At 63.7% G+C, this 13,939-nt stretch carries 14 protein-coding genes; 3 read left to right on the top strand and 11 right to left on the bottom strand.

The features are described from left to right. Positions 1-34 precede the first annotated feature (34 nt). The 9 genes from PMI04_RS07420 to PMI04_RS07380 all read right to left on the bottom strand — a co-directional run bounded on the left by PMI04_RS07420 (position 35) and on the right by PMI04_RS07380 (position 9,235). Positions 35-1,558: a tetratricopeptide repeat protein gene (locus PMI04_RS07420; protein WP_283184866.1), complete on the bottom strand. Its 1,524-nt coding sequence runs from the start codon at positions 1,556-1,558 to the stop codon at positions 35-37. A 62-nt stretch (positions 1,559-1,620) separates the two neighbouring features. Beyond that, positions 1,621-2,070, bottom strand: coding sequence for a hypothetical protein (locus PMI04_RS07415; protein WP_283184865.1), 450 nt, complete (start codon positions 2,068-2,070; stop codon positions 1,621-1,623). Positions 2,071-2,073: 3 nt separating this feature from the next. Beyond that, positions 2,074-3,438: a PEP-CTERM-box response regulator transcription factor gene (gene prsR, locus PMI04_RS07410; RefSeq protein ID WP_007704473.1), complete on the bottom strand. Its 1,365-nt coding sequence runs from the start codon at positions 3,436-3,438 to the stop codon at positions 2,074-2,076. Then, positions 3,438-5,519 carry an XrtA/PEP-CTERM system histidine kinase PrsK gene (gene prsK, locus PMI04_RS07405; protein WP_007704471.1) on the bottom strand — a complete coding sequence of 694 codons (2,082 nt, stop codon included), beginning with the start codon at positions 5,517-5,519 and terminating at the stop codon, positions 3,438-3,440. Before prsK ends, prsR begins: the two co-directional genes overlap by 1 nt. Positions 5,520-5,529: 10 nt before the next feature. Beyond that, positions 5,530-6,918, bottom strand: a complete 1,389-nt coding sequence (locus tag PMI04_RS07400; protein ID WP_007704469.1) for a TIGR03013 family XrtA/PEP-CTERM system glycosyltransferase — start codon at positions 6,916-6,918, stop codon at positions 5,530-5,532. A gap of 182 nt (positions 6,919-7,100) precedes the next feature. Continuing rightward, a complete protein-coding gene (locus PMI04_RS07395) occupies positions 7,101-7,361 on the bottom strand; it encodes a hypothetical protein (RefSeq protein ID WP_007704467.1) in 261 nt (86 codons plus the stop codon). Positions 7,362-7,445: 84 nt separating this feature from the next. Next, positions 7,446-8,087 carry a sigma-70 family RNA polymerase sigma factor gene (locus PMI04_RS07390; RefSeq protein WP_037485148.1) on the bottom strand — a complete coding sequence of 214 codons (642 nt, stop codon included), beginning with the start codon at positions 8,085-8,087 and terminating at the stop codon, positions 7,446-7,448. Positions 8,088-8,229: 142 nt separating this feature from the next. Beyond that, on the bottom strand, positions 8,230-8,364 hold the full coding sequence (locus PMI04_RS07385; protein WP_274517620.1) for a hypothetical protein: 135 nt from the start codon (positions 8,362-8,364) through the stop codon (positions 8,230-8,232). 76 nt (positions 8,365-8,440) lie between these two features. Next, the gene (locus tag PMI04_RS07380) at positions 8,441-9,235 is read right to left on the bottom strand and encodes a response regulator (RefSeq protein ID WP_007704460.1); all 795 of its coding nucleotides are present in this window, start codon (positions 9,233-9,235) and stop codon (positions 8,441-8,443) included. Between the two features lie 278 nt (positions 9,236-9,513). On the opposite strand from PMI04_RS07380, the gene PMI04_RS07375 reads away from it, so the two are divergent. Together PMI04_RS07375 and PMI04_RS07370 are read left to right on the top strand one after the other, a co-directional pair. Then, positions 9,514-9,768 (top strand): NepR family anti-sigma factor, encoded by a 255-nt coding sequence (locus PMI04_RS07375; RefSeq protein ID WP_238535866.1) that lies wholly within the window; start codon positions 9,514-9,516, stop codon positions 9,766-9,768. Positions 9,769-9,829: 61 nt separating this feature from the next. After that, the gene (locus tag PMI04_RS07370) at positions 9,830-11,380 is read left to right on the top strand and encodes a sensor histidine kinase (RefSeq protein WP_007704457.1); all 1,551 of its coding nucleotides are present in this window, start codon (positions 9,830-9,832) and stop codon (positions 11,378-11,380) included. Positions 11,381-11,383: 3 nt separating this feature from the next. Here PMI04_RS07370 and tgt read toward each other — a convergent pair whose 3' ends face one another. Continuing rightward, positions 11,384-12,514 (bottom strand): tRNA guanosine(34) transglycosylase Tgt, encoded by a 1,131-nt coding sequence (gene tgt / locus PMI04_RS07365; RefSeq protein ID WP_007704455.1) that lies wholly within the window; start codon positions 12,512-12,514, stop codon positions 11,384-11,386. A 57-nt stretch (positions 12,515-12,571) separates the two neighbouring features. After that, positions 12,572-12,751 carry a hypothetical protein gene (locus tag PMI04_RS07360; protein ID WP_007704453.1) on the bottom strand — a complete coding sequence of 60 codons (180 nt, stop codon included), beginning with the start codon at positions 12,749-12,751 and terminating at the stop codon, positions 12,572-12,574. A gap of 235 nt (positions 12,752-12,986) precedes the next feature. Between PMI04_RS07360 and PMI04_RS07355 the strand changes: the two genes are divergently transcribed. Then, positions 12,987-13,937, top strand: a complete 951-nt coding sequence (locus tag PMI04_RS07355) for a crotonase/enoyl-CoA hydratase family protein (protein ID WP_007704451.1) — start codon at positions 12,987-12,989, stop codon at positions 13,935-13,937. Positions 13,938-13,939 lie beyond the last annotated feature (2 nt).

Genomic DNA, 13,939 nt, shown 5'->3' with positions numbered 1-13,939 from the left:
CCTGTCAATTTCGCTGTCACCAACCGCGCATTTTCTACAGCGCTGCGAGGGCCTTGGCCGCCTGTTGCCGGTCGGGGAAGTTGGACGCCGCTGCAAAGGCGAGCGCGCGCTTCGCCGCCGCCTTGCGTCCAGCCGCGGCATAGGCCTGGCCCAGGTGCCATTGCACCGATGGCTGACCGGGGGCCAGCATCGCCGCCTTTTCCAGCAGATCGACAGGCCCCTGCCCCTTGGCGCCGCTGCGCAACAGGGTCCAGCCATAGATGTCGGCGGTAACCGGACTGGCCGGCATCAGCCGATAGGCCTGGGCGGCATAGGCCTGCGCCCGCGCCAGATCGCCGCTTTCCAGGCTGGTACGGGCAAGATCGGCCATCAGCAGCGCGTCATTGCCCCCCGTCTGCGCCTGGATCGCCTGCAACATGCGCAGCGCGCCACGCCAGTCACGCGCCTGCATCGACGCTGCGGCCGACAGGCGTTGCGCCTCCACATCCATCGGATTCTGCGACAGGAACAGGCGTATCACCTGCACCGCCCGGGCTGGATCGCCAGCCCGGCTCCAGGCACCGGCCAGGCGCAGCGCCACCGCCCGATCGAAGCGGATGTTGGCGGCGACCTCATAGGCCCGCACCGCGTCGGCAGGCCGCCCGGCCACGCCCAGCGCGTCGCCCAGAACGATCTGGGCCGCCGGCGCTCCGGGATTGGCGCGGCTGAGCAATTGCGCCCGCTCCACCGCCTCGTGCATCCGGCCGGTCCGCAACAAGGCCCGGATATAGGGAATATTATCGAATGCGGTCGCGGCGCTGGCCGGTGCTGGCCCATAGGCGCGCGCATCATCCTGCGGCGCCGCGAAAAAATCGGCGGCAGCGCGCCCAGGCGCAGCCGCACGCGCAAGCAGATCCTGCGCAGCGAGAGGATCGCCCAGCGCTTCCTGCGCGCGACCAGCCAGGGTCAGCGCATAGGAATCGGCATCTTCCCGAGCAACCAGCGGTGCCAGCACCGCAACCGTCCCGCTATAATCGGCGCTCAGATAGCGGGCTCGCCCCAGCAAAGTGCGGGCAACGCGATTGTCCGGCTGCGCCGCAACCAGTGGCCCCAGCACCTCGGCCGCCAGCACGGCATTGCCATCGGACAGATGCAATACTCCCCGCAGCAGCAGTGTCGCGGGTTCACGGTCCAGCCGCCCATTGGTCCGCACCAGCAGCGCGCGGGCGAGGTCGGCCTTGCCCGCGCGCGCGGCCATCACCGCCTGCATGAACCAGGCGCGCGCATTGCCCGGCTCCAGCGCCAAAATGCGGCGCGTGACGCTCAGCATCGCGCTGGCCCGGCCGGTATCGGCCAGGGTCGCGGCATATTCGGTCAGCGCAGGGATTGAATCCCGATTGGCCTGCAACGCCTTTTCAAACCAGGGCAAGGCTGCCACCAGCCCATATTGGTCGCGGATCAGGACGCCGCGCAGGGTCAGCGCTTCAGGATCGGCGGGGGCCAGCGTCAACGCACCATCGGCCGCCATGATCGCGCCCCCCTGATCCCCGACCGCCAGCCGGAAACGCCCCATATCCACCAGCGTGGCGGCATCACGCGGTGCCAGGGCCAGGGCGTGATCGAACGCCGCTTGCGTCGCGATCAGATCCCCCGGGCAAGCCAGGCCCGCGCCACCACCCGCGCGGCGGCCGGCGCCGTCTTGGCGGTCACATCGGTCGCCTGCGCTTCCCGCAATGCGCCATCACTATCCCCCTGCAGCAGCAGGGCATCGGCCATCAGTGCGCGCGTCGCCCCCGCTGCCGCGCCCAGCTTGCGACCGCGCGCTATGTCCGCCTGCGCGCCGGCACCATCGCCCAACTTCACCAGCGCCCGGGCATGGCCGATCCGCGCCGCAGCGGACCGGGGATCAGCCTTGATCGCATTCATCAGTTCGATCCGCGCGGTCCGGGCGTCGCCCTTGTCCAGTGCGGCAAGGCCCCGCGCCAGCGCGGCGCTGCCATTGCCTTCCCGCACCCGCCATTGCCAGGCGCCGGCAAGCGCAAGCAACAGCAGGGCCGCGCCCACCAGCAGGAACAAGCGCGTGCGGCGCATGGATCAGCCCTGCATCTGATATTGTTTGAGCAAGTCGTAGAGCGTCGGCCGGCTGATGCCCAATATCTTAGCCGCCCCCGAAATATTGCCGTCGGTCCGTGCAATCGCGCGGCGGATCGCCCGACGATCGGCCATTTCCCGCGCAGCCTTGAGATTCACCACATCACTGCCTTCGGTCCGATCGCCGTCAAGGTCGAGGTCGGCGGCCGTCACATGCTTGCCGTCGGCCATGATGACCGCGCGCTTCACGCGATTTTCCAACTCGCGGACATTGCCCGGCCACCCCCAACCGTCGAGCGCGGCCAACGCATCGGGCGCAAATCCCTTGACCTGCGGGTTCATGTCCTGGGCGAAGCGGGTCAGGAAATGGCGGGCGAGCAGCGCCGGATCACCCGGCCGATCGCGCAGCGCAGGTATGCGCACAACGATTTCCGCCAGTCGATAATAAAGATCCTCGCGAAACGTGGCGGCCGCGATCATCTCGTCCAGATTCTGATGGGTCGCGCAAACGATGCGGGTGTCGACCGGAATGGGTTGGCGCCCACCGATCCGTTCGATCACCCGTTCCTGCAGGAAGCGCAGCAGCTTGACCTGCAGCGGCAGCGGGATGTCCCCGACCTCGTCAAGGAACAGCGTGCCGCCCTGCGCCTGCTCGATCTTGCCCGGCGTCGTCTTGATCGCGCCGGTGAAGGCGCCTTTTTCATGCCCGAACAGCTCGGATTCCAGCAACGTCTCGGGAATGGCCGCGCAATTGATCGCGACGAAGGCGCCGCCGCGCCGGGGGCTGGCATCATGCAGCCCCTGCGCCAGCAGCTCCTTGCCGGTACCACTGGCGCCCAACAGCAGAACCGACACCTGCGCGCTCGCCACCCGCTCGATCGTACGGGCGACACGCATCATTTCCGGCGCCCCGGTGATCATCCGGCCCAGCACCTTGCCCCCTTCAGGCGCGGTTTCGGCAAGGCGCGCATTTTCCCGCTCCAGCGCGTGGACATGGAAAGCGCGGCGCACGATCAGGCCCAGTTCGTCGATATCGACCGGCTTCTGATAAAAATCATAGGCGCCACCGGAAATCGCGCCCAGCGCGCTTTCGCGGGCGCCATGGCCCGACGCCACGATCACCTTGGTGTCGGGCTTGATCCGCAATATTTCCTCCAGCGTGGCAAAGCCCTCGCTCGTCCCGTCGGGATCGGGTGGCAGGCCCAGGTCCAGCGTCACCACGTCGGGCGCCTCACCCCGCAAAATCTCGATCGCTTCCTCGCGATCCCCGGCAATGAACAACTGATAATCCTCATAGGCCCAGCGCAATTGGCGCTGCAGGCCCGGGTCATCCTCCACGATCAGCAATTTGGGGCGGGTGTCGCTCATCAGGCGGCCTTTCCTTGTACGTCATCGCGCGCCGGCTGGGGCGCCAGCGGCAGGCGCAGGGTGAAACGGCTCCCCACGCCTGGTTTGCTTTCCACGTCGATCCGCCCGCCCATGGCCTCGGCCAGGGTTCGCGCCTCGAACGCGCCAATGCCAAAGCCTCCTGCCTTGCTGGACGAGAAAGGCTTGAACAGTTCGCGCCGGACAAATTCGGCCGTCATGCCGCAACCCTGGTCGATGATCGCAACGCTGGCCTGGCTGGCTTCGATGCCAAGGCGGATTTCGACCGGCCGATCCGCCTCGCTGGCATCGATCGCATTTTGCAGCAGATGCACCAATATCTGTTCGACACGGGCCGGGTCCGCCAGTGCCAGCGGCACCTCACCGCTGACATGGACGGCGCGCTGGCGGGCACGGCTGCGCGCGACCTGTTCGGCGACCCGGCCAAGCGCCACCGGACGCGGCTCTTCGGGACGGCCCTTATTATGCTGGGACAAACGGGCGAGCATGTCGTTCATCTTGCCGACCGATTCCTTGAGCGTCAGCACCATGTCGGCACGGAAGTCGGGATTGTCGGCGTGGCGCTCCGCATTGCGGGCGAGCAGCGACAATTGGCTGACCAGATTCTTCACATCATGGATGATGAAGGCGAAGCGGCGGTTGAATTCCTCGAAACGCTGGGCGTCGTCCAGCGCCTGCTGCCCCTGGGCTTCGCTGATATGGGTCGCCGCCTGCCGGCCAGCAGCGCGCAGCATGTCGAAATCTTCCCAATCCAGCCGCCGATCGATCGGCGGCGGCGCGAGCATGATAGCCCCGATCAGCCGACCATAATGAATCAACGGCACCAATGCCCAGACCCGCGCGCCTTCCATCAGCCAGGGCGGCAGATCGAACCCGATATCCATATTTTTGCGCCGGCCGATATCGATGATCCAGCCGCTCTGTTCCAGCGCCGCCGCCTGCTGCGGCGACAGGACTGCCCCATCCGGCAGGCCGTGCGACCAGTTCCAGTGGGTCTCAAAGCACAGGCTGCCACTCTCGTCACGCAGCAGCAGCAGGGCAGCGGAGGAATCGGTGATGTCCGCCACCGCCTTGGCCACCCGCTCGCCCAGCGGCGGTGCATTTTCGCCCGGGCGGCCGATCGTCTCGCCAAAGCGCATCCATTCGGTGCGATAATCATAACGATGCTGGAAGAAATGCTTGGCCACCTGCACTTTCCACAGCGCCCGCAGCCGGGGCGAAGGTAGCAGCACCAGTGCAGTGACAGCGGTAAAGAAGACCGCGCCGATCTCCACAAGCCGGGCATAGGGGCCAGCGATCAGTTCGATCAGCACGGCCGCCGCCGTCAGCACCACGACATAGAGCGCGACCGCCACCACCGAGAGCGACTGGAAGGTGATGGTGCGCGACAATTGCAGGCGCCCGGCCATTTCCTTGCGCAGGCCGACGGCAATCACCGGTGCCAGCAATGCCATCAGCAAGCCGCGCAGGGCGTAGAGTTCATTGACCCGGCTCATAGCAAAATAGCGGATGACATAGAGGTTGAGGTCGTAGGTCCACATCGCCGCCAGCGCGCCCAGCAGCAGCGCGACGCGCGTTCGATCGCGCGATGGCCAGGCCGTATAGAGATGATGGACCAGCAACAGGCAGCCGATCGCCGTCATCATCCGCAGCACCAGCGACACTGCAATCAGCATGTCGTGCAGTTCATTGTCGGGCGACAACTGGCGCCAGGCAAGGTCGGTCGTGGTCTGGATCAGGACAATGCCGGCCACGGCCGCATAAACCGAGCCGACTGCGACCGTCGATCCGCCACGCGCGGCGGGACCGCGCCGGAACATCGCGAACATCAACAGCAGCCAGGCTGCATTGCGAATGCTCTCGCCAATACCCGACAACGGCTTGGCGACGCCGCCGAAGGACACATAGAGTGCCCAACAGGAGGTCAGCAGCAGCGCGCAGGCAAGCAGGCGCGGTTCGGCCGCTTCCGCCCGTCGCCGCAGGATGAATATGCCCAGCGCCGCGAACAGCACGGCCGCCAGTGCATGCCCCCAGTCGCCGATGAATTGCAGCAGCACACTCATGGCTGGCCGCTCACCGGGCGCCGTCAGGCCACAGGATGACCCGCACCGTCTGGATCAGGATCAGCAGATCCAGGAAGGGCGTGTAATTCTTGGCATAATAGAGGTCATATTCCAGCTTGTGCCGGGCATCCTCGATAGAGGCCCCATAGGGATAATTGATCTGCGCCCAGCCGGTGATGCCCGGCTTGACCATATGCCGTTCGGCATAATAGCGCAGATGCTGCTCCAGATCCTCGACGAACTGGCGCCGTTCCGGGCGTGGGCCGACGAAGCTCATCTCCCCTTTCAGCACGGTCCATGTCTGCGGCAATTCGTCGATGCGCAACTTACGCAGCCAATAGCCCAGGCGTGTGATGCGCGGATCATCCTTTTCCGCCCAGACGGCCTGCCCCTTGACCTCGGCATCCTGGCGCATGGTGCGCAGCTTCACGATCCAGAATTCCTGGCCATACAGGCCCACGCGCTGCTGCCGATAGAAGGCCGGGCCGCGGCTATCCAGTTTCACCAGCAATGCCGCCAGGAGGATGATCGGCCCTGTCAGCAGCAACAGCAACGAACTGGCGATGATATCGAACACACGCTTGGCGATGCTGGACAGGCGCCGGCCAGCAGAAAAGCCGTCGGAAAAGATCAGCCAGCTGGGGTTAACGCTGTCGACGTCGACACGACCCGTTTCGCGTTCCAAAAACGTCGACAGGTCGTTCACATGAACGCCGGTGGTCTTGATCCGCAATAGATCGGACATGGGAATGGCGTTGCGCCGTTCCTCAAGCGCCAGCACGACCTCGCTCGCATTGAGCCGCACAACGAAGTCCGACAGATTGTAGATCGCGCTACGGTTGATCGCCTCGGCCACAACCTGGTTCCCGTCGTTCATGGCGATATACCCCACAACCAGGAAACCCGCGCCGCGCTTCTGCTCCAGATCACGGATACGGTTGGCGCGATTACCCGCGCCCAGTACGACAAGACGGCGCTTGAACGCTTCGCCGCCCAGCATCGAACCAAGCACCATGCGCACCGCAAGCAGCAGGACAAGCGCCAGCCCCATCGCGTAGAGCGAATTGGACCGCCACAGGGTTATGCCGGGCAACAGAAAATACATGACGGATAGAAAGATGACGCCAAGCGAGATCGCGACAAGCAATCGGGCGACGGCAAAACGGATCGATTGCAGCGCCTCGGTGCCGTAGACACCCACCGCGATCATGCCGGTCTGGATCGCAAGGGCAAAGCTGAGCAGCGGTCCGAAGCGTGTCGCGATAGGATCGATCCCCATCCCGATCTGATGCGCGCGCAAAATCCAGCCCCCCTCGGCCGCACCCAGCAGCAGCACGAAATCCAGCAGGCCAAGCAGCAGCACGGCATGGGGGACATAATGTTTGAACAGCCTGATCATCGTCGCGCATTTTCCCGCACAGTCGCAGTATCCGACGATGGACCCGTCAACCTGGTGGAGTCGGGTCTGCCTTACAGTAAAATGTAAGAAAATCCGACAGGCGGGAACCCTGCCTGAAAATGACGAAGAAATGCTGAACGGATCGCTATCGTCCAATCCGGGCCGCGTGGGGCGGTACCAGCCTAATTATTGTTGCGCAGGTCGTCGGCCGCATTCTTTGCCGCGTCACCGACAATCCTGGCAGCATTATCAACCGAATCCGCCGCATGCGTCACCGCGTCGGCACGCCGATCCTCACGCCGCTCATTGGTTAGGTAGAAGAAGCCGATTGCCAGGATGAGCGCGATCGCGACCAGCGCGAATATCAGCCCACCATTGCCCGCAGGCCGGTCAACGCCCCTGTCGGTGCGTGGCGCATCGCCCCGATAAGGGTCGTCGCCCATGGTTCATCTCCTTTATTGACGGCATCAACGGCCGGAACCGATCGAACGTTCCGTGCCTGGCTACACTTGCCCGACCCACTGCGGTCAGACGCCGTCGTCATCACTCCCGTCGAGGGGACGGCCCCGGCTCAGACGGTCAACATCATCCATGATCTCGTCAAGCACTGCCGTTTCGCGGGTTTCCTGGGTGCGGCGGGATGGCAAGCTTCCATCCTCCAGGATCTGCTCCAACGCCGCACGGCCGCGTGCCACGCGGCTCTTGATCGTGCCAACGGCCACACCACAGATCTCGGCCGCTTCCTCATAGGCGAAACCACCGGCGCCGACTAGGATCAGCGCTTCACGCTGGGGCTGGGGCAGTTGCAACAAGGCCCGCTGCATGTCCGACAGTTCGACATGCTTGTCCTGTCCGGCCGGCGCGGCCAGCAATCGGTCGGCGGCCAGATCATCCCAATCACCCCGGAAACGCGACCGGCGCATCTGCGAGAGATAATGGTTGCGCAGGATGATGAAGGTCCAGGCCCGCATGTTGGTACCCGCCTGGAAACGCGCACGGGCGGCCCATGCCTTGAGCAAGGTTTCCTGCACCAGATCGTCTGCCGTGTCGCGATTGCCCGACAGCGATCGTCCAAAGGCGCGCAGATGGGGAATCACCGCTGCCAGTTCGCGCTTGAAATCAGTGTCCGACAGAGCTTCGCGCTGCCCCTGATCCGGCCCATCATTCACGGCAACAACCCCCGTTTCGACCGTCGCCCTCGCTGCATGAACCGAAGTCGTCAAAGCCATATACGCATCCGCACCCTAGATCGATTATCGCCAAAGGCCAATTCCTGAGATACCCGTAGGATTATCGGGAATTTCCGCAGGTTCACCGCCACAACACCAGCAGCATCGCGATCACGGCCAGCGCGAGCGAGATAGCAAGGACGTAGCGGACCACGTGCGGCGTGGCGCCACTCCGCGCATCCTGCGTCGAGATGTGCCGTTCTTGTTCAGCCATCATCCTTCTCCCGATTCATTACGCATCACTAACGCAACGCGCGCGTCGGGGTTCCGCTTCGGGCTGTTCCAATCGGCATTCAGGCTGGCGCTGTCGCCTCATCGAAGAACAAGGCCTGGGAAATCGCCGCCTTCACCGTCGCGCGCTGGAAAGGCTTGGTGATGAGGAATGTCGGTTCGGGCCGTTCGCCAGTCAGCAGGCGTTCGGGGAAAGCCGTGATGAAAATCACCGGCACGGAGAATTCCGCCAAGATGTCCTTGACCGCATCGATCCCGCTCGAATCGTCAGCCAACTGAATATCGGCCAGCACCAGGCCCGGTCGGTCAGCCAGTGCCTCGCGCACCGCATCTTCACGGGTGACCGCGATCGCCGTTACATCATGCCCCAGGTCGCGCACGATCGTCTCGATATCCATGGCAATGATCGGCTCATCCTCGATGATGAGCACCTTGGCACGGGTCTGCGCCTCGATCTCCGCCAGCGCCTCTTCGACCAATGCCTCGACATCAGCGGTATCAAGGCTGATCAAATAGCCGACATCCTCCGCCGTGAATCCTTCAAGTGCGGTGAGCAGCAGCGCCTGGCGCGGCAGCGGCGTCAACCGCGCAAGACGCGCATGGGCGATCGCCTCATTGCCCAGCGAGCCGGAAAAAGCGGGCTCATCGTCAAGATGGGACGACGACCAGATGGCATGGAACGTCTTGTAGAGACCCAGACGCGGGTCGATGCCAGACGGAAACTCTTCCGGCGCCGCGACAATCGCTTCCAGCGTCGCACGGACATAGGCATCGCCATGAGCCTGGCTGCCGGTCAGTGCGCGGGCATAACGACGCAAGAAGGGAAGATGGGGGTGCAGTTGCTGTCCAAGCGACATCGGTAGGTCTTCTCCCTGCCCATTTGGGCGTATTGTTCCGAAACATCGGCGCTGTAGTGAGGAGGATGGGATGGCGCCGCCGCCATGGCAAGCCCCCTCTCCCCTTCCCCGCCAGATGACCAGCGGTGCAAAAAATGCTTCGAACGCTGGAACCATCGACCAGCGGATTTGTTTCACTGTCGTTCGGTTTTTTCGACGATAACGAGTTTTTCGTACATTTTGGCGATGACGGTCGATTGACGTCATGTGCCAATGTAGCGAAAGGTTAGCAGGCTGGCGTGACGGATATTTCTGCAGAGGGGCTGATTTTGGTTTCTTCAACGACGCAAGGTGACAGAATGGGAGGGGATATTGACGTCGGCTCGACCATTCAGGACCGCGACATGAAGGCCGAACCATCGGCCCGGAAGCATCGTGCCGCGCCGAAAAAGGATGAAGGCCAGGTTTCCCAGGTCCTCAAGTCCGTCTATCAGCGCACCGTAGACGAAGATATTCCTTCCGAAATGCTGGACCTGCTCAGCAAGCTTGGCTGATACCCGCTTGACCGGGGCCAGCCATGCTGGCGCCGCCCGCGCAAGGACTGCCCGCTCCTCAATGAACATGCTCGGCGTCTATTTCCGGTCCACCGGCGTCAAGATGTTCCTCATCCTGACACTTGCGCTGCTGCCCCTTGGGCTGATCGCGCTCATTGCTTCGCTGCAGGCGATCCGCACCGCCGATCTGGAAAAGGAAGCGTTGCTGCGGGTCGCAGTCACCCAAAGCGCACGTAAACTGACCGCCGACCTTACCGCCGATCGCACGGCGCTGGCGCTGACGGTCAACGCTCTGGCCGGCGGCAAGGCGGACGGCGCGATCTGTCATCGCCTGTCCTTCTTCCTGACGTCCCAGGACCGCAACGGTGTCCGCTTTTATATCTACGACCGGACGGGGCGGCGACTGTGCGGATCAGAGGCGCCCGAACCGGCAGGCGTTTTGCCCGCTGACCGTTTTGCCCGACCGCGGGCCGAGCTATTGCCGGGATCCGATGCACTGCTGTCCCGCACCCGCAGCGACGATGGAAAGGTCGCGGCACTCGCTTATTATTCGCGTACCCATCTGGAAAGCATAGCCGATCCCGCGACGGCACTGCAGAACCGGCAGCTCAGCCTGCGGCAGGGCAATCGGGTGATGATCGTCAGCCGGCCCGGCGGCATGATCCACGGACAGAGCACCAGTCTTTCGGCCCGGCTGGACCCGCCCGACATATTGCTGACCATGACCGTGCGCGAACCACCCGCCACGGTGGCGCGACTGCTGTCCCTGTTCCTGCCGCTGGTCATGTGGTTTGCAGCGGCCGCGATCGGCTGGTTTGTCGTCAATCGCCTGCTGATCCGCCCGCTGGTCCTGTTGCGGCGATCGGTCGCCGCCTACCGGCCGGGCGAAGTGCTGGAACCATTGCAGCGTATCCGTACCCCGGCGCACGAGATAGCAGCGCTGGGCGACACCTTCCGCGAGATCAGCGAGGATGTCGCCACCCATGAAGCGGAAATGGCGGACGCACTCGATACCCAGCGCAAGCTGACCCGCGAGGTGCATCACCGGGTCAAGAACAACCTGCAGATCATCGCCAGCCTGATCAGCCTGCACGCCCGCGCCGCCCATGATCCAGAGGCGGTGGAGGCTTATGCCTCGATCCAGCGCCGGGTCGATGCCCTGTCGGTCGTGCATCGCAACCATTTTGCCGAACTGGAGGAAAATCGCGGCGTCGGCGTACGTCCGCTGATCAGCGAATTGTCCGCCAGCCTGCGCGGAACAGCCCCGCACGAGGCCCGCCGCTTTGGCATCCAGATCGACAGCGACGATCTGCACATCAGCCAGGATGTGGCCGTGCCGGTCGCTTTCCTGGTCACCGAACTGGTCGAACTGGCCATGCTGTCCGATCCGCGCGCGACCATGCGGATCACCGTGCATCTGGAACCGGGACGGACCGACCGCGCGATATTAGCCATGTCCTCCGCCGCCCTGGCCGCTTCGCCCGACATGAGCATTCTCCTGGGCAATCGCTATGGCCGGGTCATGACCGGCCTGTCGCGCCAGTTGCGCGCCCCCCTGGAGCATGATGGCGAAACCGGCAGCTATGCCATCGCGATCAATGTCGTCCCCTGACAGTCAGACCCGTTGATAGTCGCGGCGGAAATCGGCGGTGAAGCGCGACAGCGTGCCGGCCGCGATATGATCACGCAGCCCCTGCATCAGTTCCTGATAGAAGTGGATGTTATGCTGGGTCATCAACATCGCGCCCAGCATTTCGCCCGACTTCACCAGGTGATGGAGATAGGCACGGCTCCAGGTCGCGCAGACGGGGCAGCCGCAGCGCGGGTCTAGCGGCCCCAGATCCTCGTTGAACTTGGCGTTGCGGATGTTGAGCGGCCCGGCCCAGGTGAAGGCCTGGCCATTGCGGCCTGACCGGGTCGGCAACACGCAGTCGAACATGTCGATGCCGCGCTCGACCGCGCCGACGATGTCGTCGGGCTTGCCCACGCCCATCAGGTAGCGCGGCTTGTCCTGTGGCAGCATGTCGGGCGCGAAGTCGAGCGTGGCGAACATCGCCTCCTGCCCCTCGCCCACCGCCAGGCCGCCCACGGCATAACCGTCAAAGCCGATCTCGATCAGCTTTTCCGCCGAAATCCTGCGCAGCCCTTCGTTAAGCGAGCCCTGCTGGATACCGAACAGCGCCGCGCGCTCCGCATGCTCGCCACCGGCATCGAAGCCGTCGCGCGAGCGCTTGGCCCAGCGCATCGATCGCTCCATCGATTTGGCCGCTTCTTCATGAGTGCAGCCATTCTTGGTGCATTCGTCAAAGGCCATGACGATGTCGCTGTCGAGCAGCCGCTGGATCTCCATCGAGCGCTCAGGGCTGAGCATATGCTTGGAGCCGTCGAGATGGCTGGAGAAGGCGACCCCCTCCTCGCTCATCTTTGTGAGGGCGCTGAGGCTCATCACCTGATAGCCGCCGCTGTCGGTCAGGATCGGCCGGTCCCAGCCCATGAAGCCGTGCAGACCGCCCAGGCGTGCCATGCGCTCGGCACCGGGACGCAGCATCAGATGATAGGTGTTGCCCAGGATGATGTCCGCGCCGGTGGCGCGCACCTCGGCCGGGCGCATTGCCTTGACAGTGGCCGCAGTGCCCACGGGCATGAAGGCGGGCGTACGGATTTCACCGCGACGCATCTGGATGGCACCGGTGCGGGCCTTGCCGTCAGTCGCGGCGATGGAGAAGGAAAAGCGGGGCTGGGTCACCCCGCGCGCTCTAGAAGTGAATGGCGAAGCGCACAAGAGTGGCGCGCGCCCGAACCATCAGCCAGCCCGGCGCAAGCCGTCAAGGAACAGCACCGCATCGATATGAAACCCCTCGATGCGACGATAACGGCCCACAAAGCACAGACAGTCGGCCGACAGGCGCAACGACCATGGCGCGCCATGAGAATCCTGTAGCGTCAGGGTGACGATTTTCCGGTCGGGGTGGCGCATCTCCATGCGAGCGCCATAATTAGCAATGGTTAACAAAGGCCTGAGCAACCGTCTTGCGAACGTCACATAGATATTTCTGTTGCACGATCGCAACATCCGATCCGTTTTCGGCGGCTTCGGCGCGCCTTCTACGCAACAGTTTCGGATAAAAATGGTTAACACGCTGTCAACGAATTGTCCCGCACTGCATCATGGCAACGAACGTCGAAGGTTCATGTCCAATAGAAAAATGGGGGCGCACATGATTGATTCAGGACGGTTTAATGCGGCCGAAGAACGAGACGCGACAGCAGCGCAGTCGGTTGAGGTCGATGACTTCCAGCTACCGGACGCCGCTAGGGAAAGCGTGTCGACCTCGCCAACTCGATCGAACCTGTTCGATCTTGGCCAGATCGATGTCAGCTGGGATGCCGCCGCCGAAACGCTGTGGGCCTTCATGACCCCGGCGAATCGCCCCAATTTCAGCATGGCCATGCTGCGCGACGTCCGCCACTGGTATGCCGAATCCAAGCGGCTGTTTGATACGGGCCAGTTGCCCGTCAAATATATGGTCGCAGGCTCGCGTTTCCCCGGCGTGTTCAATCTGGGTGGCGACCTGGAATTGTTCGCCGGCTGCATCGAGCGCGGTGACCTGCCTGGCCTGGTCGAATATGGCCATGCCTGCATTGACGTGGTGCATCGCACCTGGCGCAATGGCGATCTGCCGGTGGTCTCGATCGCCCTGGCCCAGGGCGATGCGCTCGGCGGCGGGTTCGAGGCGCTGCTCTGCTTCGACGTCGTGATTGCCGAACGTAGCGCACGCTTCGGCTTGCCTGAAATGCTGTTTGGCCTCTTCCCCGGCATGGGTGCCTATTCGATCCTCGCCCGCAAGCTGGGGCGACTGGCGGCCGAACGCATGATCCTGTCGGGCAAGGTCTTCAGTGCCGAAGAAATGTACGACATGGGCATCGTCCACACGCTGGTCGAGGATGGCGAAGGCGAACAGGCCGTGCGCGACTTCATCGCCACCAACCGCCCGCACCATGCCGGCCATGTCGGCGTCTTTGACGCGGGCCGGCGCGTCGATCCGCTCCACTATGAAGAGCTCAAGGATATCGTGGAAAATTGGGCTGCGTCCGCACTCAAGACGGACCTCAAGGATTTGCGCATGATGCGTCGTCTTGCCTCGGCGCAGACGCGCCTGACCAAATAGCG

The sequence above is a fragment of the Sphingobium sp. AP49 genome, from assembly GCF_000281715.2.
Taxonomy (GTDB): Bacteria; Pseudomonadota; Alphaproteobacteria; order Sphingomonadales; family Sphingomonadaceae; genus Sphingobium.
Note: the sequence above shows the minus strand (reverse complement) of the source record. Positions and strands in the feature narration are given on the sequence as shown.